Below are 23384 nucleotides of genomic sequence, written 5' to 3'. Positions count from 1 at the left end.
GTGACCGAGATCTTCTACGACGACCAGGCCGACCTCTCCATCATCCAGGGGCGAGTCGTGGCCGTCATCGGGTACGGCAGCCAGGGCCACGCCCACGCCCTCTCGCTTCGCGACTCGGGCGTCGACGTCCGCGTCGGCCTGCCCGAGGGCAGCAAGAGCCGTGAGAAGGCGGAGGCCGAGGGCCTGCGCGTGGTCACCCCCGCCGAGGCGGCGGCCGAGGCCGACCTGATCATGATCCTCGCGCCGGACCACCTGCAGCGCCACATCTACGCCAACGACATCCAGCCGAACCTGCAGCAGGGCGACGCGCTCTTCTTCGGCCACGGCCTCAACATCCGCTACGGCCTCATCGAGGCGCCCGAGGGCGTCGACGTCGCCATGGTCGCCCCGAAGGGCCCCGGCCACCTCGTCCGCCGCCAGTACCAGGCCGGGCGCGGCGTGCCGTGTCTCATCGCGGTGGAGAAGGACGCCTCGGGCACCGCCCAGGACCTGGCCCTGTCCTACGCCAAGGGCATCGGCGGCACCCGGGCCGGCGCGCTCAAGACCACCTTCACCGAGGAGACCGAGACCGACCTGTTCGGCGAGCAGGCCGTGCTGTGCGGCGGCGTGTCCGAGCTGATCAAGGCGGGCTTCGAGACCCTCATCGAGGCGGGCTACCAGCCCGAGGTCGCCTACTTCGAGTGCCTGCACGAGATGAAGCTGATCGTCGACCTCATGTACGAGGGCGGCATCTCCAAGATGTACTGGTCGGTCTCCGACACCGCCGAGTACGGCGGCTACACGCGCGGCCCGCGCGTCGTCAACTCCGAGACCAAGAAGGAGATGAAGCGCATCCTCGAGGAGATCCAGAACGGCACCTTCGCGCGGCAGCTCGTCGAGGAGTTCGACGGCGGGCAGAAGGAGTTCACGCGTCACCGCGAGGAGCTCGCCGAGCACCCGATCGAGAAGACCGGCGCCAAGCTCCGCCCGATGATGAGCTGGCTCAAGGCCGACGGCTGACCTTGTCCCACCCGGCGGCGCCGTTCCTGCTGGAACGGCGCCGCCGCGCGTTTCTCCCCGGCCAAGGCGGGGGTGCGGGGGGTGCTTGGCCGGGTCTGGGGGATCAGTGGCGGGCGAAGACCTGGGTCCAGTGGGGGCCCTTGGGGTCGTGGCCGACACCGATGAGGGTGAGGTCGCAGTTCATGATGTTCGCCTTGTGGCCGGGGCTGTTGAGCCAGCCCTGGACGACCGAGGCGGCGGTGCGCTGGCCCATCGCGATGTTCTCGGCCCAGGCCCTGATCGGGGAGAAGCCCGTCGCCTTGATGCGGTCACCGGGGGAGCGGCCGTCCTGCGAGGTGTGGCTGAAGTACCCCTTGGCGGCCATGTCCGCCGAGTGCCCCTTGGCCGCCGCGTGCAGCTTGGCGTCGTGGGCGAGCGGCTTGCAGCCTCCGGCGGTACGGGCCTGGTTGGTGAGGCGGACCACCTCCTCCTCCACGGCCGAGCCCGTGCCGCCGTCGCCGGGCGGCGTCGAGGGGGTGGGCGCCGGGGTGGTGGGCGTCGGTGTGGGGGTGGTGGGCGCGCAGGAGAGCGCGGTGACGGGCGAGCGGCTGACGTTGCCCTGGTAGTCGAGCGCGAGGACGTAGTAGCGCCTGGGCGTGTCGGTACAGCGCACTCCGGCGACGATCTCGCCGTTGACGACCTGGCGGGAGGCGCTCTTGAGCGTGCGGTCGGGTCCGGGCCGGGACTGCAGGATGCGTACGCGCAGGCGGGAGGAGTCGTCGCAGCCGCTCCTGGCGCCGGTCCCGCGGATCATGCCCTTGGCGTCGACATATGGTTTCGCCGCGGTGACCTGGCAGGCGGCGCTCTGGGTGGCCGCGTGGGCGGCCGTGACGGGAGTGCTCAATGCCGCCAGACTTCCGAGGCAGGCGAGTGCCTGGAGCTGTCTGCGCACGATGGTCCTCCGTTGGGGGTTAGACACTGTTTCGACCCGCATTGTGGTGCGCGCAGATCGGGCATGTCACCTAAAACCCATCTAAATCTGGAGCCCCATGTGTCCCAATCGCAACACGCCCAGGTAAACCCACACCCCATCTCGGACGTCCGCGCAGGCGTGCCCGCCGCAGGGGCGGCGGGCACGCTCACGGTCAGCAGGGGACGGGCTTCTGCCAGGAGCACTCGAGGTCGGCGTTCGCCGTCTGCGCCGGGACCTCGGCGCGGAGCTGGGACGGCGAGTCGGCCGCCGTCCGGCTGAAGGTCGCCAACCGGATCGCGATCTTGTCCTCGATGTCCTTCGCCGAGCCCGCCAGGAACTGGTTGAGCACGATGGAGAACACCAGCGGCTCGCCGTCCGCGCTGGTCACATACCCGGACAGGGACGTGACGCCGGTGAGTGAGCCGGTCTTGGCGTGCACGTTGTTCGCCGCGGGAGTGCCGCGCATCCGGCTGCGCAGGGTGCCGCCGACGGCGCGGTCGGAGTTGCCCGCGATGGGCAGCGACTCGTACCAGGTCGGGAACCACGGCTTGCCGCGCACCGCCGCCAGCAGCGTGGTGATGGAGCCGGGGGAGACGCCGTCACGCCTGGACAGGCCCGAGCCGTCGCGCAGGTTGAGCAGCTGCACCCCGCTGGCCTTGGCGTAGTCCGAGACGACCTTGAGGCCGGCGGCCCAGGTGCCCTGGCCGGCGACCTTCCGGCCCATGGCCTTGGTCAGGATCTCGCCGTGCGTGTTGTTGCTCAGCTTCATGAACGGCACGAGCAGCTCGCTCAGCGGCATCGACTCGTGCTTGGCCAGCTCCTTCGCGCCGGCCGGGCCCGTGCCGACGGTGGTGGGGCCGAGGACGCGCACGCCGTGCTTGGCCAGCGCCTTGCGGAAGAGGGAGGCGGCGTAGCGGGTGGGGTCGTCGACGGTGACCCACTCGTCGTAGGTGTCGGAGACGGTGCCGGTGATCACGACCGTGTTGGTGCCGTGCTGCCGTTCGATGAGCACGTCGGTGGAGGTTCCAGTGGTTGCCCGGTTGACGATCTTCAGGTAGTCGGTCTCGGGGGTGGTCGACACCTTCACCGGGGCTCCGGCCGCGTCGCCCGGCGCGACCGAGACGATCACCGAGCCCGCGTCGTAGTCCTGGTCGGGGGCGGCGGTCAGTGCGGAGATCTGGGCGGCGTAGTAGGCGGTCTCGTCGTCCCAGGCCCAGTCCTGGCCGAGCCGTACGGTGTCGAACCAGGTGTCGTCGGCGACCAGCCTGCCGGTCACCACCTTGACGCCCTTGGCGGCGACCTGGGCGGCCAGGGCGTCGTAGTCGGCGGCGAGGATGGTGGGGTCGCCGGTGCCGCGCAGGATGAGGTCGCCGGTCAGCGCCGAACCGACCTTGCGCCCGCCGAGCACGCTGGTGGCGAAGCGGTAGTCGAGGCCGAGCGTCTCCACGGCGGCCGCGGAGGTGAACAGCTTGGCGTTGGAGGCGGGGGTCATGAGCTTGCCCGCGTCGGCGCTGTAGAGCTCCTCGCCGGTGGCGGCGCTCTTCACCACGACGCCCGCGCGGGCCATGGTCAGTTTGGCGTCGCCGAGGATCTGGTTGAGGTCCTGGGTGAGGTCGGCCAGGCCGGGCGAGGGGTCGGCGGCGGTGGCGGGTGAGAGGGGGGTGGACGCCCACGCGAGGGCCGCGACGAGCGCGCCCGCTACGAGGGAGGCTGAGGTACGCCGCATGGAGGTCTCCAAGGTGCATTCCGAGGTCTCGCAGGGATCATGAATTCCCCGGCGGCCCGCTGCAATCCGCAAATATCCGTATCTTTCGGGGCGGGGCAGCGTCGGAAGGCTCTACTGCGGAAAGGACGGCTGTCCGGAGCTGATCAGGAAGCCGCAGTCGCCGAAGGAGACCTCGTCGCCCGAGCGGATCCTCGCCGGGCCCACCAGGCGCCAGCCGTTCAGTCTGGTGCCGTTGAGTGAGCCGAGGTCGACCAGCATCCACCCGCCGTCGTCGCGGCGCAGCTCGGCGTGCACCCGCGAGACGGTCAGGTCGGCGAGCACCAGGTCGCAGGCCGAGCCGCGGCCGACGACGTAGCGGATCCTGGTGTCGTCGGGCAGCGCGAGCCGGGGCAGCCGGGGCTTGCGCCAGGCGGACTTGAGACCGGTGGTGAGGCTGGAGACCGAGGAGACCATGTCGGTCAGCCGCTTGCGGAAGGTGTTGGGCGGCGGCAGGTCGGCGACCAGTTCGTCGAGCTCGTAGCGGTTCTGCGCGCGCAGGGCCTGATCGACGCGTCCGACGAAGGTGTCGTGGGACAGGCGGCCCTCTACGGCACGTTCGCGGAGCTCGTCGATCGCGCGATCGCGTTCCCCATCGGAGGCGCGAAATGGGGGTTGCGTCGAGCTCATGACCCGAGTATCGGCCTGAAGGCCGTTGCCTGTCCAGAATATGCGGATCACTTGCCGAGAGCATACTCAGTATGCATACTCAGTATCTATGTCGATCAGACACGGGCTGCTCGCCCTTCTGAGCCAGGGATCCCGCTACGGGTACCAGCTCCGCACCGAGTTCGAGGCGTCCACGGGGGCGACCTGGCCGCTGAACATCGGCCAGGTCTACACGACGCTCTCGCGCATGGAACGCGACGGCCTCGTCGCGCCCGGTGAGGCGGACGAGCAGGGCCGTGTGGTCTACACGATCACCGAGGCCGGTCGGGCGGAGATGGAGCGATGGTTCAGCACCCCCGTCGCCCAGTCCGACCGGCCACGGGACGAGCTGGTCATCAAGCTGGCCATGGCGGTCACCGCTCCCGGCGTCGACGTCGCCGAGGTCGTCCAGGCGCAGCGCGGCGCCACGATGCGCACGCTGCAGGAGCTCACCCGGGCCAAGCGCGCCGCGGACGGCGGGACCGCGCAGCGGCTGGTGCTCGATTCCATGATCTTCCAGGCCGAGGCGGAACAGCGCTGGCTGAACCACTGCGAGGCCGTACTCAATGAGGTGAACGCATGACAGTCGTGAGGCTCGACGAGGTGACCAGGGTGCACGGGGAGGGCGCGGCGGCCGTGCACGCGCTCAAGGGGGTCAGCCTGGCGGTCGAGGCGGGGGAACTGGTGGCGGTCATGGGGCCGTCGGGCTCGGGCAAGTCCACGCTGCTCAACGTGGCGGGCGGGCTGGACCGGCCCACCTCGGGCACGGTGGAGGTCGAGGGCACGGACCTGGCCCAGGTCAAGGACCTGGCCGCGCTGCGCCGCCGCAGCGTCGGCTACGTCTTCCAGGACCTCAACCTGATCCCCTCGCTCACCGCGGCGGAGAACGTGATGCTGCCCCGCGAGTTAGACGGGGTCCGCGCGGCGAAGGCCCGGCACGAGGCCATGGGCGTGCTCGGCGAGGTGGGGCTGGCGCACGTCGCCGACCGCTTTCCCGACGAGCTCTCCGGCGGGCAGCGCCAGCGGGTGGCCATCGCCAGGTCGCTGGTCGGCGAGCGGCGGCTGATCCTGGCCGACGAGCCGACCGGCGCCCTCGACACCCCCACGGGCGACGAGATCCTGCAGCTCCTGCGGATCCGCTGCGAGCAGGGCGCGACCGTGCTGCTGGTCACCCACGAGCCCAGGTACGCCGCCTGGGCCGACCGCGTGATCTTCCTGCGGGACGGCGCGGTCGTGGACGAGACGAGCGCCCCGGCGGTGAGCCACCGATGAGCGCCCTCCTGGCCGCCCTGCGCGTGGCGCGCAGGGACGCGCTGCGCGCCAGAGGCCGCAGCGCCCTCATCATGGTGATGATCGGGCTGCCCGTGCTGGTCTTCACCGCCATGCTGACCATCGTGGCGAACGTCACCGTCGACTCCAGAGAAGGGCTGACGGCCGACCTGGGCGCCGCCGAGGCGAGGGTGATCCCCTCGTCCCTCTGCGGTCCCGTCACCCAGGACCTCGACGGCAGCAGCCTGGGTCACGATCCGGAGGCATCGTGCCCGCCCCCATCTTGGACGGCCGCCAAGGTCGCCGCCCACTTACCGCCGGGCACGCGCCTGCTCCCGGTCACCAGCGGCGGCGTCGGGGTGGTCATCGACGGCGAATTCACCCGGTTCGAGGCGACGGAGGTCGATCTGCGCGATCCGCTCTCCGCGCCGTCCCGCCCTCTGCGCGAGGGCAGGTTGCCCGAGACCGCGGGCGAGGTCGTCGTCACCCCGGCGGTGGGAGTGCGGGCCGGTGGCACGGTCAACGTCACCTGGCAGCAGAGTCCGATGCGCGTCGTCGGCGTGGTCGAGTACCCGTATAAGCACGCCGTGTCCGAGATCACCGGGCTGCCCGGCACGCTGCTGCGCCCCGGCACGGACCGGACTACCTCCTGGCTGGCCGACACGCCTGGGCCCGTCCTGTGGTCTGACGCGCGCCGCCTGAACCAGGTGAGCCTGACCGTCCGCTCCCGCGCGGTGATCGAGAACCCGCCGGACATCGACGAGCCCGACCGGTCCCCGGTGAACACCCCGGTCGCCGTAGGCGTCGCCGTCGTCATGGTGGTGCTGGAAACCGTCCTGCTGGCCGGTCCGGCGTTCGTCGTGGGCCTGCGCCGCCGCCGCAGGGAGCTGGCCGTGCTGGCCGCCCAGGGCGCCTCCCCCCGGCATCTGCGCGGGATCGTGCTGGCCGACGGGCTCGTTCTCGGCGGCGCGGCCTCCCTCGTGAGCGCGGTGCTCGGGGTGGGGCTGGGGCTCGCGGGCGCGCCGCTGGGCGGGCAGGTGGCGGGCAGTCTCGGGCCGGTCGAGGTGCCGTGGGCGCAGGTGGCGGGCGTGGCCGTACTCGGGCTGCTCAGCGCCGTGATCGCGGCGCTGGTGCCGGCCGTGCAGGCGGCCCGGCAGGAGACGGCCACGGTCCTGGCCGGCCGCGCCCCCCACAGGAACGCCCGCGCGGGCCGTCCGGTGATCGGGCTGCTGCTGGTGCTGGCCGGGCTGGCCGCGCTGGTGGCCGCGCTGCAGGCCGTGGAGTGGGTGCTCGCCGCCGCGATACTGGTCCTGCTCGGGCTGGTGGCGCTGATGCCGCTGCTGGTCCGCCTCACCGGACGGCTGGCCGTACGGCTGCCGCTGCCGGGACGGCTGGCCGTCCGCGACGCCGCCAGGCACGGCACCCGTACGGCCTCGGCCGCGGCGGCCGTCATGGCCGCCACCGCGATGACCATCGCCGCCGGGATCGGCCTCAACAGCGACTACATGGACAACCTGGACGACTACCACCCGTCAATGCCCGAGGGCACGCTGGTGATCAGCGGGCGGAACGTGGACGAGTCCGCCTGGAATGAGCTGAAGGCGGCGGCCGTCGCGCGCCTGCCCGGCGTCGATCTGGTGGCGGCGGGACAACTGCGGACGGCGACCGGCGCGCGGATCGGCCTCTCCGTGCGCACTGACAAGGCCGTCTTCATGGGGGAGACCCTGCCCATCGGGGACCAGCGGCTGCTCCGGCTGCTCCAGGGCAGGGACGACCAGGTCGCCGCCGCGGCCCTCGCCGAGGGGAAGGCGGTGGTCTTCGAGCCCGAGCTCGTGCGCGACGGCCATATCGTGGTCAGCACCTGGACGATCGGCGAGCGAACGGACGAGCCGGCGGAACTCCGGCTTCCCGCCGTGGTGGCGGCGCCCGTGGACCCGCGGCAGATCGGGGTGGTTCTGCCGCCCATCGCCGTGGAGAAGGACGGGCGAAAGGTCGTCGAGCGGCAGCTCTACGCCGCCCTCCCGTCGGTCGACGCGAACAGTCTGGCACGCGAGCTCATGGCGGTGAACGAGCGGGCCGAGGTCAGGGCGGAGAAGGGTTTCCGGCAGGAGATCGCGGTCATGCTCTGGATCCTGCTGGGGGGCGCACTGGTCCTGGTGGTCGGCGGCACCCTGGTGGCGACCGCGCTGGCGACCGCGGACATGCGGCCCGACCTCGACACGCTGTCGGCCGTCGGGGCGAGATCGCGCACCCGCAGGCTGGTGGTCGCCGGGCAGGCGGCCTATGTCGCGGGGCTGGGCGCGGTCGTCGGCCTGGTCGCGGGAGCCGTCATCGGCGTGGCGCTGGCCTGGCCGTTGACGGCCGGGACGCGGGATGGGTCCGGTGCGATGGTCGCCGTGCCGTGGCCGTTCGTCCTGGTGGTGGTGCTCGGCCTGCCGGTGCTGGCGGCCCTGGTCGCGGGCGCCTTCGCCCGGACCAGGCCGCACCTGGCCAGGCGGCTCACTTGACGGTGGCGCGCTTGGTCAGGCGGATCTTCGACTGCTTGTGCGGGAGCTCCTCCCAGTCGTCCATGAAGACCGCCTCCAGGTCGTACCGCCCGGCCAGGGCCACGAGGGTCTCGGTGCGGTAGTAGAAGTCCTCGCGCAGGACCTGGTGCTCCACGCCCTCGGTCCGGTCGAAGGTGAAGTCGAACCAGGCGTCCGGCTTCATGATCCGGCCCACATGGGCGAAACACTCCTCGATCACCTCGATCGGGGAGTGGGAGAAGACGCTGTGCGCGTGCACCACGTCGAAGTACTGGTCCGGCAGGAAGGCGAAGCGCAGGTCGCGCACCGGGGTGAGGTGGGGGAGCCAGTCCTGCAGGCCGTCGTCGGCCAGCACGCCCTGGGCGGACATCAGGATGTCGGGGGAGATGTCGATCCCGTAGTAGTTGCCCGGCTCCAGGTAGCGGATGAACAGCCGCCCCGCCCGCAGGTTGCCGCAGCCGATCTCCAGCATCCGGTGCTCGGGGCTCAGGCCGTGACGCACAAGGTAGTCGAGCTGCAGCCGGCCCATCTTCACCCACCGCTTGTGGGAGTGCGAGCCCACCGCTCCCTCGGGGTCGCGCCGGGTGTCGGAGCGCATGACGGCCCGGTAGTAGCCGACGTGGTCGCGGTTGCTCAGCCGGAACCAGGTGTCACGGGTCAGCCTGCGCAGGTGCGGCGCGATCCGCATCGGGTGCCTGGCGGCGTAGCGGATCTGGTGCAGGAGGCTCGATCGATTGGTCATCAGGCATTCTTACCCGCTGCGGTCAACCGATACCTCAACGTCATCACTACAGCTAGGAAAATAATGACCGCGGGAACCGCCGTCTGCCCGATGATCACGGCGGTCACCGCGCTGTCGGGCTGGGCGACGGGCCTGCTCGGCTCGGAGGAGACGAAACCGCCCAGCGACAGCACCGCGCCGAAGATCAGCGCCCCGAACGAGGAGACCGCGCTCTCGATCGCCGTCCACAGCCCGGTGAACACCCCGGCCCTGCGCCGGCCGCTGGCTTCGGCGTCGAAGGCGATGACATCGGCCAGCATGGAGAACTGCAGCAACTGCACGCCCGCGAACCCGATGCCGACGATGAAGATCATCAGGTGCGCGTACAGGCCGCCGAACAGCGGCGTGGCCGTCGCGGCGGCGGTGCCGGCCCCGAACAGCACCCCGGCCAGCACCATCGCCCCCCGCTTGTCCAGGCGCTTGGAGATGCGCACCCAGAGCGGCATGGTCAGCAGGATCGGGCCGACCAGGGCGGCGAAGAGCGTGCTGGTCGCCTTCGGGTCGCCCAGGGCATAGGCGGCGAAGTACGGTGCCGCCGCCAGCATGACGCCGACCGCCAGCATCTGGGTGCAGCTCAGGGCGAGCAGCCACATGAAGGCGGAGTTGCCGCGCAACGCCGCGAACTGCGTCCTGAGCGTGCCCGTCTCGGGGTCGGGGGCGCCGGTCATGGGGGCGCGGGCCGTACCGAGGAAGGAGGCCAGCATCGAGGCGAGCATGATGGCGCCCACCGTGACCGCCATCAGGCGGTAGCTGGACAGCGTGCCGCCCTCGCCCTGGCTGTTCACGATGGCGGGGGCGACGACGCCGCTGATCACGGTCGCGGCGCCGATGAAGACCATCCGCCACTGCAGTAACGAGGTGCGCTCGTGGTAGTCGCCGGTCATCTCCGCGGGCATCGCCTTGTAGGGGACCTCGAAGAGGGCGTAGGCGGTCGCGGCCAGCAGGAAGAGGGCGGCGACGTACAGCGCGGCGGGCACGCCGGTCAGCGGCGGGCCGATGAACACCAGCACGAACAGCGGCGGCAGCGAGCACGCGCCGGCCAGCATCCACGGGCGGCGCGGGCCCAGCCGGGAGACCGTACGGTCCGACCAGCGGCCGACCAGCGGGTTGATCACCAGGTCCCAGACCTTGGGCGCGGCGACCACCACCCCGGCCAGCCACGCGGGTACGGCCAGGAAGTTCGTCATGTAGTAGAGCAGCAGCAGGCCGGGCACGGACGCGAAGGTCGCCGTGCAGAAGGAGCCCACGCCGTAGCCGAGCCGCACGCCCCTGGACACCGTAGCGGTGATCATGGGCTCATTCAAGCTGAACAAGCCCTTGTTCGGTAGCCCTGCCTAGTCGGTCACGTCCGCGCAGACCACATGGGCGCCCAGTTCGACCATCCGCCGCTCGCTGCGCGCGTCCGCCACCCTGGCCATCAGGATCGGCGCCTCGCTGGCCGCGAGCTGCGGCAGTCGGGCCCGCACCCCGCGGTGCAGGTCGCGCACCACGTCCTCGGCGGCGGACATGTGCACCTTGACGTGCAGCATGATCCCCGGAGCGCCCGACGCGGTGCCGGCCTCGGAGATCCACACATGGTGCACCAGCGGATAGTCCATCAGGAGCTGGGCGATCGCCTGGCGCAGCGCGGGCATGATCGGGTGCGCGCACCTGCGGTAGCCGGGGTCCACCCTCTGCATCGGGCCCGACAGATGCGGGCGCGGCGCGGGGATCCACGACTGCGGCGCGAACGCGTCGGGCATGGCCACCGGGGGCGGCGGCGAGGACCCGTGCACGACGGCCGCGGGTCTGGAGACGGTCGCCATCGCCCCCGTCGCGTACGCCGTGGGCATCGCGCCCGACAGCACCGGCTGCGGCCCCGACCTCGTGGAGGTGAGGAAGCGCTGGAGGTCCTCGATCGGCACGGCCGCCGCCGCCGGTCCCGCGGCGTCGATCACGATCTCCCGCACGCCGGTGACGCGCTGGATGTCGAGGATGGTGTCGGCGTCACAGGTCGACAGCGAATGACTGCCGCGGTGCCGCGCGTACGTCTGCGGCCCGGTGTAGCCGAGCAGGACCCGGTCGCCCGCCTGGGTCGTCCCCAGTACCACGGAACGGTCGGGTCGCACGGCCACCAGGACTCCCCCATCAGCGAGCGCTGCCAGCAGTCGGTGAGGACTGCCGTGCCTGGCCAGCACGTCGGCGAGAGCGGGGTTCCCGATGCTCATATGTTGCACGATAGGTAGTGGCCCACGGCTTATCAGGCTAATAGCGAATAAATGTCGCGATCAAGATGAAGATGGGTGCGGAATGGATGACTTTGCCGCGTAGCGGGTACCGGAGAGAGGTCTCGGACCTGGGGCACTCGTGAATGAGTTCACAAGCCCTGGATAGACTCGGAGGGATCCGGAGAGGCCCGTCGACGTGCCTCTCCCGCCCGTCGCCAGCAGCTAAGGATCCAACACCCGTGAACAAGCCCGTCGTCCTGGTCGCAGAGGAACTCTCCGAGGCCGGTCTCGCCGTCCTTGGTGCGGACTTCGAGGTCCGTCACACCGACGGCGCCGACCGCTCCCAGTTGCTGCCCGCGCTCGCCGACGTGGACGCGCTCATCGTACGCAGCGCCACGCAGGTGGACGCCGAGGCGATCGCCGCCGCGCCCAAGCTGCGCGTCGTCGCCCGCGCGGGCGTCGGCCTCGACAACGTCGACGTCGAAGCCGCCACCAAGGCCGGTGTGATGGTCGTCAACGCGCCGACCTCCAACATCACCAGCGCCGCCGAGCAGACCATCGCGCTCATCCTGGCCACCGCGCGCAACACGGCCCAGGCCCACGCCGCGCTGAAGAACGGCGAGTGGAAGCGGTCGAAGTACACCGGTGTCGAGCTCGACGAGAAGATCGTCGGCATCCTCGGCCTCGGCAAGATCGGCCAGCTCGTGGCGCAGCGGCTGCAGCCGTTCGGCGTCGAGCTGATCGCCTACGACCCCTACCTGCCGCCGGCCCGCGCCGCGCAGATGGGTGTCAGGCTCCTCAGCCTCGACGAGGTCCTCAAGCAGGCCGACTTCATCACCGTGCACCTGCCCAAGTCCAAGGAGACGCTGGGCCTCATCGGTGACAAGGAGCTGCACGAGGTCAAGCCGTCGGTGCGGATCGTGAACGTGGCCCGCGGCGGCATCGTCGACGAGGCCGCCCTCTACTCCGCGATCAAGGAGGGCCGCGTCGCCGGCGCCGGCCTCGACGTGTTCGCCAAGGAGCCGTGCACCGACAGCCCGCTGTTCGAGCTCGACCAGGTCGTCGCCACCCCGCACCTCGGCGCCTCCACCCACGAGGCCCAGGAGAAGGCCGGCACCCAGGTCGCGCGCAGCGTCAAGCTGGCCCTCGCGGGCGAGTTCGTGCCCGACGCGGTCAACGTCCAGGGCGGCGCCGTCGCCGAGGACGTCAAGCCGGGCCTGCCGCTGGCCGAGAAGCTGGGCCGGGTCTTCACCGCGCTGGCCGGCGAGGTCGCCACCAAGCTCGACGTCGTCGTCCGCGGCGAGATCGCCGCCCACGACGTGCGGGTGCTGGAGCTGGCCGCGCTCAAGGGCGTCTTCGGCGACGTGGTCGAGGACGCCGTCACCTATGTCAACGCCCCGCTGCTGGCCAAGGACAGGGGCGTCACCGTCGAGCTGGTGACCAGCTCCGACAGCCCCGACTGGCGGAACGTGGTCGGCGTGCGCGGCGTGCTGGCCGACGGCCGTACCGTCTCGGTCTCCGGCACCCTGTCCGGGCCGCGCCAGGTGACGAAGATCATCGAGGTCAACGGCTACGAGATGGAGATCGAGCCGACCGAGCACCTGTCGTTCTTCACCTACACCGACCGGCCCGGCGTGGTCGGCGTCGTCGGCCGCATCCTCGGCGAGCAGGGCATCAACATCGCCTCGATGCAGGTGGCCCGCGACGTCAAGGGCGGCAAGGCGCTCATCGCGCTGACCGTGGACAGTGCGATCCCCGCCGAGGTGGTGGACCAGATCGTGAACGAGATCGGCGCCGACAGCGGCCGCTCGGTGGACCTCACCGACTAAAAGCCCCGGCCCGCCCTCGTACGGCTGCCGCCCATGTCCGGGCGGCAGCCGTTTTCGTCTCACGATGCGAGATAATAGGACGTCCAAGGAGACAGCACACAGGTCGCCGGGTACCGTGAAGGACAGGACCCGGTTCGGACGATCCCGGCGGTCCGTGCGCTCACCCACCCCCGAGCGCGATCCCTGGCAGGGCAGGCAGGCCACCATGCCGCCGCCCCGCAGGCGACCATCGGCACTTCGCGCACGAGACGAGACTTCACCATGTACGAGATGTATCCCTGGAACGCTCCCGACGAGACCGACGACGAGGCCGCCGAGGCCATCCAGTTCGCCCTCGACCGCCGCGACAACGGCGGCACCCCCGCCCGCTGAGCCTGGACCTTCTTAACGGGCTCCCGAGCACAGGGCGGCGTGTCCGAGGGCGAGCGCGCCCATCAGCGGCGCGTCGTCGGCGAACCTCGCGGGCCTGATCTCGGGCGGGAACGGCACGACCCGGCGCACCACGGCCGTCACGCGCGGCAGGAGGTAGTCGGCCGCGCGCATCATGCCACCGCCGATCACCACCCGCTCAGGGTCGAGCACCACGCACAGGTTCGCCACGCACACGCCCAGCGCGCCCACCGCCTCGTCCATCATCTCCCGCACCGCGCCTTCCGGGAGATCTCCCTCCGGGCGTCGCTCCCCGGCCGATGCCTGTGCGAACAGGTCGGCGGTGGTGACCTCGCGGCGCAGGAGGGCGGAGCCGCGGGCGGCCAGGCCGCTGCCCGAGAGGCGTTCCTCCAGCGGCGCCCGGCCCTCGGCGAACGCGGGCTCCTCTGGCGTGTCCACCAGGTAACCGATCTCGCCCGCCGCCCCGTGCGCTCCCGGCACCACCTGGCCGCCGATCACCAGCGCCGCCGCCAGACCGGTGCCCAGGTTCACGTAGACGCCCTGCGAGACGCCGCGCAGCGCGCCCCAGCGGAGTTCGGCCGCCGCCGCCGCGTTCACGTCGTTGTCGATGGCCACGGGGATCGCGCCGTACTCCTCGCGGAGCAGCCGGGGCAGTTCGAGGCCGTCCCAGCCGGGGACGTTGGGCGAGAGCCGTACCCGCCCGTCCTTGATCACGCCGCAGGTGGAGAAGCCCACGGCGGCGGGCGCGCCGTCGAGGCGGCGGGCCGCGGCGAGGGCGCGGGCCAGCGCGTCCTCGCCGCTCGGCAGCCGCACCTTCGCCGCAGGCTCGGGACCCGGTCCGCCGGACAGGCCGACCGCGATCTTGGTACCACCGACGTCGATGCCGATCACTCGGCTCACTGGCGTCACCCTCTCGTGCGGGGAATCGATCGCCACGGCGGAGACCGTGGGCGGACGGGGGAGTCCACGTTCGGCAGCCTGCCGTTCGTGATCGACTGGATCAACCAGTATGCCGAGGGTCGTGCCTAGAGGGTGGCCTGGAGCATGGCGGGAGCGGGCTCCTTTCGGCGTTCGAGTTGGTCGGCCCAGAGTTGGACGCCCTTCGGGTCGGGGCGGACCGCGCCGACGAACGCCTGGCGGCGCCAGGCGCTCAGCTTCTCCTCCTTGACCACGTCCCCGGTACGAGGGGCGTGCACCATGTGCCCGGGCTTGGAGATCATCCCCACATGCCCGAGTCCGCTGAAGAAGACCAGGTCGCCGGGCTTGAGATCGTCCCAGCCGATCTTCCGGTCGAAGGCGGAGTACTGCTGTGCGGCCGTGCGCGGCAGGTCGATGCCCGCCCGTTCGTAGGCCCGCAGCATCAGGCCCGAGCAGTCGTAGCCGCTGTCCGCGGCTCCGCCGTACACGTAGGGGATGCCGCGTTTGGCCATGGCGAATTTCAGTGCGGTCTTCCAGGCGGGTGTGGGGGTCTTGCTTTCCTGGATCTCTTTGACCTTCGGTCCGTTCAGGGTGACGGAGGGGGGTTCCGCGGTGGCGCTCGCGGGGGAGGCGAGCGCGGTTCCCAGGAGGCCACCGAGCAGGGCGGTGGCGGCGATGCGAGACAGGGTGATCCCTTACCTTCCAAGGCGGCCTGCCGGGTGAGCTGTCGGGCTCGGGCGTGGAAGCCGCCCTACGGCTGGGGAGCCGATTCGCCCCGAGGGAAAGTTCCCGAAATGTGGGTCCCCGGCTCCGCGCGAAGGCTGCGCGGATTAGGCCTGTCGGACTCTAACGAAAGGGTCAAAAGGTGGCAAATCACCCACAACGCGCTGTCCGGAAAGTGAGATGGTGTGTTCGGTGGCCGAGACGGGCCGGTAGGGTACCGCCATGGAGCGCAACATTCGTCTGGCAGTGATCCCGGGAGACGGGATCGGCACCGAGGTCGTCGCGGAGGGCCTGAAGGTCCTCGACGCGGTCGGGCTGAAGGTCGAGAGCACGCACTACGACCTCGGCGCGGCCCGCTACCACCGCACCGGCGAGACGCTGCCCGACGAGACGCTGCAGGAGCTGCGCGGCTACGACGCGATCCTGCTCGGCGCCGTCGGCGACCCGAGCGTCCCGCCCGGCGTCCTCGAGCGCGACCTGCTGCTGCGCATCCGTTTCGAGCTCGACCACTACGTCAACCTGCGCCCGGTCAAGCTCTTCCCCGGCGTGGAGACCCCGCTGGCCGACACCCGCCCCGAGGACATCGACATGATCGTCGTCCGCGAGGGCACCGAGGGCCCGTACGCGGGCGCGGGCGGTGTGCTGCGTCGCGGCACCCCGCACGAGGTCGCCACCCAGGACTCGGTGAACACCGCGTACGGCGTGGAGCGCGTGGTCCGCTACGCCTTCGCCAAGGCGCAGTCGCGCCCGCGCAAGAAGCTCACGCTCGTCCACAAGACCAACGTGCTGACCTTCGCCGGTGACCTCTGGCAGCGCACCGTCAACCGCGTGGCCGAGGAGTTCCCCGAGGTCACGACCGACTACTGCCACATCGACGCGGCCTCGATGTTCTTCGTCAACCAGCCCGAGCGGTTCGACGTGATCGTCACCGACAACCTGTTCGGCGACATCATCACCGACATCGGCGCGGCCATCGCCGGCGGTATCGGCCTGGCCGCGAGCGGCAACGTCAACCCCGACCGCACCGCGCCCAGCATGTTCGAGCCGGTGCACGGTAGCGCGCCCGACATCGCGGGCCAGGGCAAGGCCGACCCGACCGCCACCATCCTGTCGGTCGCCATGCTCCTCGACCACCTCGGGCTGCGGGCCGAGGCCGCCCGCGTCGAGCAGGCGGTGGCCGACGACATCGTCGAGCGCCTGGCCGGACGGGCCGGCCGCACCACCCACGAGGTCGGCGACGACATCACCGCGCGAGTAGCCGGCGGCGCCTGACCGCCGTGCCTCGCACACGACGGCCCTGGCGCCTTTAGGCCGGGTCCGCACCCATCACGTTCCGGATCCGGCGCGCTCGTAGCCGCCCGATCCACCAGCGCCTGGCGGCCTGCGAGAGCTGCCAGGCGTTTCTTCGTGCCCGGCAACCAAACAATCGTCCTATAGATGCAGTAAGTTCCCGTTACCCGGTCCGACGCAGAATGGACTCAGGGTACGCCTCGCGAAAAGAGAAGGATCTCCGTCATGACCACCGCTCAGAAGCTCAGCTTCGACGTGCAGCTCTCCGACCATGCTCGTTCCGTGGCAGAGCGAGAGCAGGTACTGGCGAACCCCGGGTTCGGGCAGGTCTTCACCGACCACATGATCTCGATCGACTACACCGACGGGGTCGGCTGGCACGACGCGCGGCTCATGCCGTACGGCCCGCTCAGCCTCGACCCGGCGACCTCGGTCTTCCACTACGCGCAGGAGCTGTTCGAAGGCCTCAAGGCCTACCGTCAGGGCAGCGGCTCGATCGTGACATTCCGTCCGTACGCGAACGCGGCCCGCTTCAACGCCTCCTGTGCGCGCATGGCCATGCCCGAGCTGCCCGAGGAGACTTTCGTCGAGGCCCTCGAACTGCTCGTGCAGACCGACCGCGAGTGGGTGCCCACGACCGAGGGCCACAGCCTCTACCTGCGTCCGTTCATCATCGCCACCCAGGTCGGGCTGGGCGTGAACTACCCGTCGAAGTCGTACAAGTTCATGGTCATCGCCTCGCCGGCCGCCTCCTACTTCTCCGGGGGCGTCCAGCCGGTCTCGGTGTGGCTGTCCACCGAGTACACCCGCGCCGCCCCCGGCGGCACCGGCGCCGCCAAGTGCGGCGGCAACTACGCCGGGGCGTTCGTCGCCCAGCGCCAGGCCGTGGAACAGGGCTGCGACCAGGTGGTCTGGCTCGACTCCAACGAGCACAGGTACGTCGAGGAGATGGGCGGGATGAACCTGTTCTTCGTCTTCGGCGACAAGCTGTTCACCCCCGCGCTGACCGGTACGCTGCTGCCCGGCATCACCCGTGACTCCATCCTCAGCATGGCCGCCGACCTGGGCCTGAAGGCCGAGGAGGGCCGCATCTCGATCGAGGAGTGGCAGGCGGGGTGCGCCTCCGGCGAGCTGACCGAGGTCTTCGCCTGCGGCACCGCCGCGGTGGTCACGCCGGTCGGCACGGTCAAGGGCGCCGACCGCGCCTGGACCATCGGCGACGGCACCCCCGGCCCGGTGACCCTCAAGGTCCGCGAGGAACTCATGGGCATCCAGTTCGGCTCCCGCCCCGACCCGCAGAGCTGGATCCACAAGATCAGCTAGGACCGCCGAGCTGATCCGCATCAGCCATTCTTAACCCCAGGCCCGCCCAGACTCACCACCTGCGCGGGCCTCCTCCTTCGCACAGATCCTGGGCAGCACCTCGTCCCGCACCTTCTCCTGGGAAGTCGGCCGCCCCGCGGTGAGGTAGTGCCTCACCTCGGGGCCAGCGTCGAGCGCGGTCAGATTGTCCACATCGTCGTCGGTGAATCGCCGCAGAACCAGCCGCTCGGTCTCCATGAAGACATGCGTGAGCGGATTGTGGTCAACGGCCAGGTCAGGTGTCGATCAGCTTTCCGGTGTCGATCGTGATCTTCCAGGGCTCGGGCAGGTCCAGCGGCTTACCGAGGGGGACCTGCGTTTGCTGCAGGTAGCCCTTCTCGGTCGGATGGCTCAGCAGGATGGCGATGTCCTGGAAGGGGTCGATGAGAAGGTAGAGCGGGACTTCGGCCAGCGCGCAGTTCTTCGGCTTGACGATGTGGTCATCGGTGCTACTGCTCCTGGACACCACTTCCACAGCGAGCAGCGTGCTGTCGCCGTAGACCTCGTCGTCGCCCCACATGCGAGGCTTCGGCGGCACGATGACCAAGTCGGGGATATAGCGATCGGCCTGGGATCCCAGGAACATCTTGATGTTGGTCCAGATGCGCCAGTTGCGCTCGCTCACCACGCCCATGATCTGCATGAGTAGCAGCGCGATGACGTTGTTGTGGTCTCCTGTGGGCACCTCGTTCACCACGACCCGGCCGGAGATGAGCTCCACGCGGAGCTCGGGGAGCGCCTCGCAGACTCGGCGGTACGTGTCTTCCACTGGGACCTCTGGTGATCTCTGTTGCGTTGCTGGTCGCTCCAATACCTTGGCCATGCATGCATCATCCCCTCCAGCCGTGCGAGCGTCACGTGTTTGACGCGTCACTTATGGTAGCCATTCGGGGGAGGTTGTTTCGCTAGTTCTTTCGAATCATCGTCAGGCCGTCTGCCACCGGCAGGAGTACGGTCGTCACCCGGGGATCGTTCATCACCAGGTCGTTGAACTCCCTGATGGCCCTCGTCTGGTCGTCCTCGTAGGAGGGGTCCGCGACGTGCCCGGACCACAGCGTGTTGTCCACCATGATCAACCCCCCGGACCGCAGCCGCGACATGATCATCTCGTAGTACGCCGGATAGCCCGCCTTGTCCGCGTCGATGAACGCCAGGTCGATCCGCTCGTCGAGGGCGTCCAGCGTCTCGACCGCCGGCCCGAGCGTGAGCGTGATCCGCCCGGCCACCCCCGCCCGCTCCCAGTACCTGCGCGCCATCGACGTCCACTCCTCGCTCACGTCGAAGCAGTACAGCCGCCCCCCGGACAGCCCCCGCGCGATGCACAGCGAGGAGTATCCGGTGAACGTCCCCACCTCCACCGCCACCGCGGGCGCGACGAGCTGGGTGACCATGGTCAGGAAGCGGCCCTGGTCGGGTGAGATCTGCATGTTCGCGACGTCGCCCGTCGCCGCTCGGGTCTCGGCGGCGAGCTCGTCGAGCAGCGCGTCGGCCATGGTGGTGTGGGAGAGGATGTACTGGCCCACGGCGGGGTCCAGATAGGTCGCCTTCATGCGGATCATTCTGCCGAAGCGGGTAGGGTCGCGCGGTGACCTCGAATCTCAGGCGCGTCCTCATGGGAGGCGCCGCGCTCGCCGTAATGGCCCTGCTTCTCGTGCTGGGCAACGCCCGTACCGGCGACACCGAAGCCGGGGCGCGGATGGTCAGGATGCCGGACGGCTCGATGGTGCTGGCCAGGCCGGGCGTGCAGGCGCCGGTGCTGGACGTGTACGAGGACTTCGACTGCCCGGTCTGCAAGGAGATGGAGCGCGTCCTGGACGGCGCCATGGAGCGCCTGGCGGCCGAGGGCAGGGTCAAGGTGGTCTTCCACCCGGTCACCATCTTCGGCGACGAGCCCATGCGGTCCAACTCGATCCGCGCCGCCGCCGCGGCCCGCTGCGTGCCCTCCGACCGGTGGCTGGCCTTCCGGGCCGAGGTGTACGCGATCCAGCCCGCGCCGCACGGCAGCGCCTCCGGCTTCACGACCGAGGACCTGGTGGCGGCCGGTGGTCGCGCGGGCGTACGCGGGGCCGAGTTCGAGACGTGCGTGAGCACGCAGCGGCACGCGAACGCGCACCTGGCGCAGACGGCGAAGGTACGGCTGCAGGGCACCCCCACGCTGCTGCTCGACGGCCGGATGCTGCAGGGCGAGGCGTTCGACCCGAAGGCCCTGGAGAACGCTCTGACCAGCGGCGTCTCGGTCTAGCGTCCCGCATGGTGAGATCAATGTGCCAAATGGTGAAGCGGTGTGGCACACTCACTAACACCATGTTCTACGGTCTGCTCATTATCGGCAGGCGCGCTGGCTGACAAAGGACACCGCCAGCGCGCAGACCTCTCACGTCCGTGAGGGGTCTTTTTGTTTCCCCGAAACAATGCCGCGCGGCGATCTCACCGAAAACCCGCGAAGGAGACCCACGAATGGCCGATGACCGCTTCCATGTGTACGACACGACCCTGCGTGACGGCGCCCAGCAGGAGGGGCTCAGCCTCTCGGTGGCCGACAAGCTGGCCGTCGCCCGCCACCTGGACGGCCTGGGCGTCGGCTTCATCGAAGGGGGCTGGCCGGGCGCCAACCCCAAGGACACAGAATTCTTCAGGCGTGCTCGAACAGAGCTGGACCTGAAGCACGCGCAACTCGCCGCGTTCGGCGCGACCCGCCGAGCCGGTGTGAAGGCAGCCGACGACCCCTTGGTAGCCGCCTTGCGCGAATCCGGCGCGCCGGTCGTGACCCTTGTCGCCAAGAGTCACGACCGGCACGTGGAGCTGGCCCTCCGCACGACTCTCCAGGAGAACCTCGCGATGATCCGCGATACGGTCTCTCACCTTCGTGCGGGGGGACAGCGGGTCTTCCTCGACGCCGAGCACTTCTTCGACGGCTACAAGTCCAATCCAGCCTACGCGTTGGAGGTGCTGCGCACGGCCGCCGAGGCGGGCGCGGACGTCGTGGCCCTGTGTGACACCAACGGCGGCATGCTCCCCGACGAACTGGCCGAGGTCGTGCACGCGGCCGTGCAGACCAGCGTCAGGGTGGGCATCCACTGCCACGACGACACCGGCTGCGCCGTCGCCAACACGCTGGCGGCGGTCAAGGCGGGCGCCACGCACGTCCAGGGCTGCGCCAACGGGTACGGCGAGCGCTCCGGCAACGCCAACCTGTTCACCGTCGTCGCCAACCTGCAGCTCAAGCGGGGCTTCGACCTCGTGCCGCCGGCGGCGCTCGCCGACATGACCCGCATCGCCCACGCGATCACCGAGGTCACCAACGTCACCCCCAACTCGCACGCCCCCTACGTCGGCACCTCCGCCTTCGCGCACAAGGCCGGCCTGCACGCCAGCGCCATCAAGGTGGACCCGAACCTCTACCAGCACATCGACCCGGCCGCCGTGGGCAACGACATGCGCATGCTGGTCTCCGACATGGCCGGCAGGGCCTCGGTTGAGCTGAAGGGCAAGGAACTCGGCTACAGCCTCACCTCGGCCACCTCACGCGAGCTGGTCGACCGGGTGAAGGACATGGAGTCGAAGGGCTACACCTTCGAGGCCGCCGACGCCTCCTTCGAGCTGCTGCTCCGCGACACGCTGACGGGCGAGCGCCGCCGCCACTTCGAGGTCGAGTCGTGGCGGGTCATCGTCGAGCGCACCAAGGGCGGCGAACTGGTCAGCGAGGCCACCGTCAAGCTGTACGCCAAGGGCGAGCGCATCGTCGCCACCGGCGAGGGCAACGGCCCGGTCAACGCCCTGGACAGGGCGGTACGGCTGGCCCTGGAGAAGCTCTACCCCGAGCTGGCCAAGCTGGAGCTGATCGACTACAAGGTGCGCATCCTGGAGGGCACGCACGGCACCGGCGCGATCACCCGCGTGCTCATCACCTCCAGTGACGACACCGGCGACTGGGCCACGGTCGGCGTCGACGAGAACATCATCGAGGCCTCCTGGCAGGCGCTGGAGCAGGCCGTCACCTACGGCCTGCTCCGCTCGGGCCGTGACCTCGACTAGAAGATCGCGGCCTTGAAGGTGACCGTCCCGCCCGACGTCTGGACGGTCACCTTCCCGCCCGAGCACGACACCTTGGGCGCGTCGGTCCCCGGCACCACGACCGTCAGCAGCGAGGACCGGGCGGGCGAGACCACCACGGAGGCGGCCTCCTTCGACATGTAGGAGGGCGACACCCACCCCTGGTACGGCTTGCTCTGCCCGCGCACGATCTTCTGCCCGGACACCGGCTCGCAGGCGGGCATGGCGAGCTGCACGAGGCTGGCCCGGTACTTGCCGTCACCCACGACGACCTTCCCGCCGCCGTTGGACAGCACCTTCAGCGACGGGTCGAACCGCCACAGGTTCCTGACCTTCTTCCCCTTGACGGTCCCGTCCAGCACCGCCATCACGTCGTCCCCGTGGTTGACCAGCACCGACCGGGTCCGGCTCACGCCGTAGGCCTTGTCGGTGAGCTTGTAGCGCTGCTGGTCCTTGCCCAGCGACGACCTGCTCAGCTTGGTGGCCGTCCGCTTCCTGAAGGCGGCGCCGACCACCGTGGGCACGTTGTGCGCCTCGGGGGACATGGTCCAGTAGCGGTAGGAGCTGGACTCGTAGGAGTGGAAGCCGGTGTCGACGAGCAGGTCGCGGCCCTGCGCGTAGTAGGTGACGCCCAGGTGGTCCTCGTGGCCGTGGAACTTGGTGCCGGGGCCGAACCTGATGGAGTAGAAGGCGGACTCCGGCTTGTTCCAGGCGGTCCTGCCGTACACGTAGCCGGACTTGTAGATCTTGACCTTGGGGTCGGGGGCGGGGAAGCCGGTGGGTTCGTGGTCGGCGCCGCCGTCGCCGATGGGGACCATGCGGCCGTTGGGCTGGGTGGAGTGCGCGACGAAGCCCTTGAGCGACTCCCAGCGCTCGCTGATGTCGCTGGGAACCTTCCGGCCGCACGCCTTCATGTTCTCCATGGCGACCGCGAGCCGGTCGTGCACGTAGACGGCGTAGCGGGGGGCCTGTTCCTGGAGGGCGCCCTGGGCGTCGACGTCCATCTTGACGGTGCGGGTCAGGCGCTTGGTCGCGTGCGCCTGCCAGTCCTGGCGGCCGAGCCGGCAGCCGACGCCGAGCAGGGCGATGTCCTGGTCGATGCCGTGGTTGTGGCCCCACTCGTACAGGCGGTCGTCGGCCAGCACCTTGCCGTGCTCGGCCAGGGTGTCCTTGAGCCACTTGGCGTCCACGTGCTTGCTGAGGCACACCAGGGCGGGGGCGCGCAGCGCGATGGGGTGCTCGGCCCAGGCGTACGGGCTGGTGCCGCGCCCGCCGCGCGGGTTGTCCTTCACCCAGTCCTGGGCGATCTCCGTGGCCCGGTCGAGGTAGCGCTTCTCGCCGCCGGTCTCGTAGTCGGCCACCAGCCGGCCCATCCAGCGCAGCGAGTGGAAGACCATGGCCCAGGACCGGTTCCGGTGCGGGTTGGTCCTCCAGTCGACGTCCTTGCCCACCTTGACCGGCGCCAGGTTCACGAAGGACAGCTCGCCGTTCATCACCTCGGTGGAGGTCGGCGTGGCGGGCAGCCAGTCTCCCTGGCACTCGGAGGTGCGTTTCGCCGTGACGGCTTGCGCCGGGGACGCCAGCCCTCCGCAGGCGAGCAGGAGCGCGAGGGGGAGAGCGAGGCGACGCACGCCGAATTCCTTCCGGGCAGAACCGAGGGGGGTGGAACATGCTGA

21 protein-coding genes and 1 riboswitch are annotated in these 23384 nt (G+C 70.2%); of the genes, 9 read left to right on the top strand and 12 right to left on the bottom strand.

Translation table 11 applies throughout. The features are described from left to right. Positions 1 to 9 precede the first annotated feature (9 nt). A complete protein-coding gene (gene ilvC / locus ABZ911_RS27120; RefSeq protein WP_358061735.1) occupies positions 10 to 999 on the top strand; it encodes a ketol-acid reductoisomerase in 990 nt (329 codons plus the stop codon). Between the two features lie 103 nt (positions 1000 to 1102). On the opposite strand, the gene ABZ911_RS27115 is transcribed toward ilvC, so the two are convergent. The 3 genes from ABZ911_RS27115 to ABZ911_RS27105 form a co-directional block, all read right to left on the bottom strand. Beyond that, entirely contained in the window at positions 1103 to 1930 is an 828-nt protein-coding gene (locus ABZ911_RS27115) for a CAP domain-containing protein (RefSeq protein WP_358061559.1), read from the bottom strand. Positions 1931 to 2123: 193 nt separating this feature from the next. Then, positions 2124 to 3677, bottom strand: a complete 1554-nt coding sequence (dacB, locus tag ABZ911_RS27110; RefSeq protein ID WP_358061557.1) for a D-alanyl-D-alanine carboxypeptidase/D-alanyl-D-alanine-endopeptidase — start codon at positions 3675 to 3677, stop codon at positions 2124 to 2126. A 111-nt stretch (positions 3678 to 3788) separates the two neighbouring features. Next, positions 3789 to 4343, bottom strand: a complete 555-nt coding sequence (locus ABZ911_RS27105; protein ID WP_358061554.1) for a DUF1707 and FHA domain-containing protein — start codon at positions 4341 to 4343, stop codon at positions 3789 to 3791. An 88-nt stretch (positions 4344 to 4431) separates the two neighbouring features. On the opposite strand from ABZ911_RS27105, the gene ABZ911_RS27100 reads away from it, so the two are divergent. Genes ABZ911_RS27100 through ABZ911_RS27090 form a run of 3 tightly spaced genes read left to right on the top strand, consistent with a single transcriptional unit; the run spans position 4432 to position 8137 of the window. Continuing rightward, a complete protein-coding gene (locus tag ABZ911_RS27100; RefSeq protein ID WP_358061551.1) occupies positions 4432 to 4944 on the top strand; it encodes a PadR family transcriptional regulator in 513 nt (170 codons plus the stop codon). Then, the gene (locus ABZ911_RS27095) at positions 4941 to 5633 is read left to right on the top strand and encodes an ABC transporter ATP-binding protein (RefSeq protein ID WP_358061548.1); all 693 of its coding nucleotides are present in this window, start codon (positions 4941 to 4943) and stop codon (positions 5631 to 5633) included. The genes ABZ911_RS27100 and ABZ911_RS27095 overlap by 4 nt, the downstream gene beginning before the upstream one ends. Further along, positions 5630 to 8137, top strand: a complete 2508-nt coding sequence (locus ABZ911_RS27090; protein WP_358061545.1) for an FtsX-like permease family protein — start codon at positions 5630 to 5632, stop codon at positions 8135 to 8137. Before ABZ911_RS27095 ends, ABZ911_RS27090 begins: the two co-directional genes overlap by 4 nt. Here ABZ911_RS27090 and ABZ911_RS27085 read toward each other — a convergent pair. Genes ABZ911_RS27085 through ABZ911_RS27075 form a run of 3 tightly spaced genes read right to left on the bottom strand, consistent with a single transcriptional unit; the run spans position 8130 to position 11143 of the window. Continuing rightward, on the bottom strand, positions 8130 to 8897 hold the full coding sequence (locus tag ABZ911_RS27085; protein WP_358061542.1) for a class I SAM-dependent methyltransferase: 768 nt from the start codon (positions 8895 to 8897) through the stop codon (positions 8130 to 8132). The two genes, ABZ911_RS27090 and ABZ911_RS27085, sit on opposite strands and share 8 nt — an antisense overlap. Further along, on the bottom strand, positions 8897 to 10228 hold the full coding sequence (locus ABZ911_RS27080) for an MFS transporter (RefSeq protein ID WP_358061539.1): 1332 nt from the start codon (positions 10226 to 10228) through the stop codon (positions 8897 to 8899). The genes ABZ911_RS27085 and ABZ911_RS27080 overlap by 1 nt, the downstream gene beginning before the upstream one ends. A 42-nt stretch (positions 10229 to 10270) precedes the next feature. Next, on the bottom strand, positions 10271 to 11143 hold the full coding sequence (locus ABZ911_RS27075) for a hypothetical protein (protein WP_358061536.1): 873 nt from the start codon (positions 11141 to 11143) through the stop codon (positions 10271 to 10273). A gap of 239 nt (positions 11144 to 11382) precedes the next feature. On the opposite strand from ABZ911_RS27075, the gene serA reads away from it, so the two are divergent. Then, positions 11383 to 12972, top strand: a complete 1590-nt coding sequence (serA, locus tag ABZ911_RS27070) for a phosphoglycerate dehydrogenase (protein WP_358061533.1) — start codon at positions 11383 to 11385, stop codon at positions 12970 to 12972. Between the two features lie 384 nt (positions 12973 to 13356). Here the strand turns inward: serA and ABZ911_RS27065 are convergent, their stop codons facing one another. Both ABZ911_RS27065 and ABZ911_RS27060 read right to left on the bottom strand, forming a co-directional pair. Further along, entirely contained in the window at positions 13357 to 14262 is a 906-nt protein-coding gene (locus ABZ911_RS27065) for an ROK family protein (RefSeq protein ID WP_358061530.1), read from the bottom strand. A gap of 125 nt (positions 14263 to 14387) precedes the next feature. After that, positions 14388 to 14792, bottom strand: coding sequence for a C40 family peptidase (locus tag ABZ911_RS27060; RefSeq protein ID WP_358061527.1), 405 nt, complete (start codon positions 14790 to 14792; stop codon positions 14388 to 14390). A gap of 182 nt (positions 14793 to 14974) precedes the next feature. Further along, a riboswitch (cyclic di-AMP (ydaO/yuaA leader) is annotated at positions 14975 to 15127 on the bottom strand. 98 nt (positions 15128 to 15225) lie between these two features. Here ABZ911_RS27060 and ABZ911_RS27055 point away from each other — a divergent pair. Together ABZ911_RS27055 and ABZ911_RS27050 are read left to right on the top strand one after the other, a co-directional pair. Continuing rightward, complete coding sequence (locus tag ABZ911_RS27055; RefSeq protein WP_358061524.1) at positions 15226 to 16275, top strand: 3-isopropylmalate dehydrogenase; 1050 nt, start codon at positions 15226 to 15228, stop codon at positions 16273 to 16275. A gap of 243 nt (positions 16276 to 16518) precedes the next feature. Then, positions 16519 to 17616 (top strand): branched-chain amino acid aminotransferase, encoded by a 1098-nt coding sequence (locus tag ABZ911_RS27050; RefSeq protein ID WP_358061521.1) that lies wholly within the window; start codon positions 16519 to 16521, stop codon positions 17614 to 17616. A gap of 30 nt (positions 17617 to 17646) precedes the next feature. Here the strand turns inward: ABZ911_RS27050 and ABZ911_RS27045 are convergent, their stop codons facing one another. The 3 genes from ABZ911_RS27045 to ABZ911_RS27035 form a co-directional block, all read right to left on the bottom strand. Next, entirely contained in the window at positions 17647 to 17853 is a 207-nt protein-coding gene (locus tag ABZ911_RS27045; protein ID WP_358061518.1) for a hypothetical protein, read from the bottom strand. Positions 17854 to 17890: 37 nt separating this feature from the next. Next, the gene (locus tag ABZ911_RS27040; protein WP_358061515.1) at positions 17891 to 18478 is read right to left on the bottom strand and encodes a Uma2 family endonuclease; all 588 of its coding nucleotides are present in this window, start codon (positions 18476 to 18478) and stop codon (positions 17891 to 17893) included. A gap of 82 nt (positions 18479 to 18560) precedes the next feature. Beyond that, complete coding sequence (locus ABZ911_RS27035) at positions 18561 to 19205, bottom strand: O-methyltransferase (RefSeq protein ID WP_358061511.1); 645 nt, start codon at positions 19203 to 19205, stop codon at positions 18561 to 18563. A gap of 35 nt (positions 19206 to 19240) precedes the next feature. On the opposite strand from ABZ911_RS27035, the gene ABZ911_RS27030 reads away from it, so the two are divergent. After that, positions 19241 to 19897 (top strand): thioredoxin domain-containing protein, encoded by a 657-nt coding sequence (locus ABZ911_RS27030; RefSeq protein ID WP_358061508.1) that lies wholly within the window; start codon positions 19241 to 19243, stop codon positions 19895 to 19897. A 215-nt stretch (positions 19898 to 20112) separates the two neighbouring features. After that, positions 20113 to 21690: a citramalate synthase gene (gene cimA / locus ABZ911_RS27025; protein ID WP_358061505.1), complete on the top strand. Its 1578-nt coding sequence runs from the start codon at positions 20113 to 20115 to the stop codon at positions 21688 to 21690. Here the strand turns inward: cimA and ABZ911_RS27020 are convergent. Beyond that, complete coding sequence (locus ABZ911_RS27020) at positions 21687 to 23339, bottom strand: heparinase II/III family protein (protein WP_358061502.1); 1653 nt, start codon at positions 23337 to 23339, stop codon at positions 21687 to 21689. The genes cimA and ABZ911_RS27020 overlap by 4 nt on opposite strands. Between the last annotated feature and the right edge of the window lie 45 nt (positions 23340 to 23384).

The sequence above is a fragment of the Nonomuraea sp. NPDC046570 genome, from assembly GCF_040645915.1.
In the GTDB taxonomy this organism is placed as follows: Bacteria; Actinomycetota; Actinomycetes; order Streptosporangiales; family Streptosporangiaceae; genus Nonomuraea.
Note: the sequence above shows the minus strand (reverse complement) of the source record. Positions and strands in the feature narration are given on the sequence as shown.

Coding starts and splice junctions, on each gene's coding strand:
- dacB (WP_358061557.1), bottom strand. CDS start 3,677: ATGCGGCGTACCTCAGCCTCCCTCGTAGCGGGCGCGCTCGTCGCGGCC.
- ABZ911_RS27060 (WP_358061527.1), bottom strand. CDS start 14,792: ATGGCCAAACGCGGCATCCCCTACGTGTACGGCGGAGCCGCGGACAGC.
- ABZ911_RS27105 (WP_358061554.1), bottom strand. CDS start 4,343: ATGAGCTCGACGCAACCCCCATTTCGCGCCTCCGATGGGGAACGCGAT.
- ABZ911_RS27090 (WP_358061545.1), top strand. CDS start 5,630: ATGAGCGCCCTCCTGGCCGCCCTGCGCGTGGCGCGCAGGGACGCGCTG.
- ABZ911_RS27035 (WP_358061511.1), bottom strand. CDS start 19,205: ATGAAGGCGACCTATCTGGACCCCGCCGTGGGCCAGTACATCCTCTCC.
- ABZ911_RS27100 (WP_358061551.1), top strand. CDS start 4,432: ATGTCGATCAGACACGGGCTGCTCGCCCTTCTGAGCCAGGGATCCCGC.
- ABZ911_RS27075 (WP_358061536.1), bottom strand. CDS start 11,143: ATGAGCATCGGGAACCCCGCTCTCGCCGACGTGCTGGCCAGGCACGGC.
- ABZ911_RS27055 (WP_358061524.1), top strand. CDS start 15,226: ATGGAGCGCAACATTCGTCTGGCAGTGATCCCGGGAGACGGGATCGGC.
- ABZ911_RS27040 (WP_358061515.1), bottom strand. CDS start 18,478: ATGGCCAAGGTATTGGAGCGACCAGCAACGCAACAGAGATCACCAGAG.
- ABZ911_RS27050 (WP_358061521.1), top strand. CDS start 16,519: ATGACCACCGCTCAGAAGCTCAGCTTCGACGTGCAGCTCTCCGACCAT.
- ABZ911_RS27095 (WP_358061548.1), top strand. CDS start 4,941: ATGACAGTCGTGAGGCTCGACGAGGTGACCAGGGTGCACGGGGAGGGC.
- ABZ911_RS27045 (WP_358061518.1), bottom strand. CDS start 17,853: ATGGAGACCGAGCGGCTGGTTCTGCGGCGATTCACCGACGACGATGTG.
- ABZ911_RS27085 (WP_358061542.1), bottom strand. CDS start 8,897: ATGACCAATCGATCGAGCCTCCTGCACCAGATCCGCTACGCCGCCAGG.
- ABZ911_RS27080 (WP_358061539.1), bottom strand. CDS start 10,228: ATGATCACCGCTACGGTGTCCAGGGGCGTGCGGCTCGGCTACGGCGTG.
- cimA (WP_358061505.1), top strand. CDS start 20,113: ATGGCCGATGACCGCTTCCATGTGTACGACACGACCCTGCGTGACGGC.